The organism is Croceicoccus esteveae, assembly GCF_031846435.1.
Lineage (GTDB): Bacteria > Pseudomonadota > Alphaproteobacteria > Sphingomonadales > Sphingomonadaceae > Croceicoccus > Croceicoccus esteveae.
Genome location: NZ_JAVRHS010000027.1, coordinates 1 through 1,116, shown reverse-complemented (window position 1 = coordinate 1,116; position 1,116 = coordinate 1). Strand labels below are relative to the sequence as shown.

The 1,116-nt window shown below is 63.4% G+C and carries 1 protein-coding gene; it reads left to right on the top strand.

Going from position 1 to position 1,116, the window contains the following annotated elements:
- Positions 1-77: 77 nt before the first annotated feature.
- Positions 78-371, top strand: a complete 294-nt coding sequence (locus tag RM533_RS13580) for a hypothetical protein (protein ID WP_311341761.1) — start codon at positions 78-80, stop codon at positions 369-371.
- Positions 372-1,116: the final 745 nt, after the last annotated feature.

Sequence of the window (1,116 nt, the reverse complement as noted above, 5' to 3'; positions counted from 1 at the left end):
AGGGCGGATGAATGGGTTGGTGGCGATGAAGCCTGGCTGATCATCGACGGCACCGCCTTGCCAGGGAAGGTAAGGCCTTGGTTAGCGTCGCGCTGCAATATGCTACGGCGCCCGGCAAGAATGCCACTTGTCAGGCGCTGGTGTCGGTGAAGCTGGCTGCGGGCGCAGTTCCGCTCATGCTGAGCTTGCGGGTTGCTCCTGCCGGAAAGCTGGACGGGCAATGCCACGCGCATGGGCAAGGCCGACGTGCCTGCGCCCTTGCAGGAGTACCGGACCAGGCCCTCGATCGCGAGCGAGGTGTCACCGCTGCCGGTGTGCGTTCGGCTGTGTGCTGGCCGCTGCCGGTTACAGGTCAGTTACAGGCCAATTAAAGGCTGTCCGCTCGATTCTGACAGGCACTGAGTGCGCGCAGCCTTTGCTGGGCGATTGGCATCGCCGGGCACCAAAAGGTTTATCCAGCCGATGTGCAACTGATCTTCCCGGTCGCACGACACGGTCGTGCGCGGGGTGCGGCATGTGCCGGACGTCAGATCCTTGGCCGCACCCGCAATGCTCCAAGGCGCGACGTGGCCACAGGTCAGTCGGCGCAAGGGAGCAAGGGGACGGCTGACAGCCTGCTTTGCTGCCATGCGCGTGCGCATTGCCGATGGTGCGCCTCGCTGAAACAGGCTCTGCCGGGGCCCGGGACATGCCAGGCAAGGAACCCTGACTGGTGGGGGCGTCGCTCGCATGGCGAACGCAAATACTGTCTCTTGAACCTGCCTGGCGACACCCCGATCAAGTCCCTCGCCGGCGCGATCAGGGCTGGCCAGGTCTGCGAACAAGCGCATCAGCAACGCAAGCAGGAACCGGGACTGGATCACTTCGAACGACGATCCTGCAACAGACTTCACCGCCATGGCGTGAGGTAAATGATGGCCTGCGCCGTCCTGCAATCCCGAAGCCTCGCTCAGGCAGGGCGGAAAAACACTTCGCTCTGCCTCCTCACCCCACCTTGCCAGCAGTGCACCAGCCCATCCTTGACCACCTGTCACCACCACCGCCGAAGCATTGCCCTCACCAACGATGTACCCTCATCAGACATCCCGGCAAACTTCTGCCAAAGTAGTGGGAGGC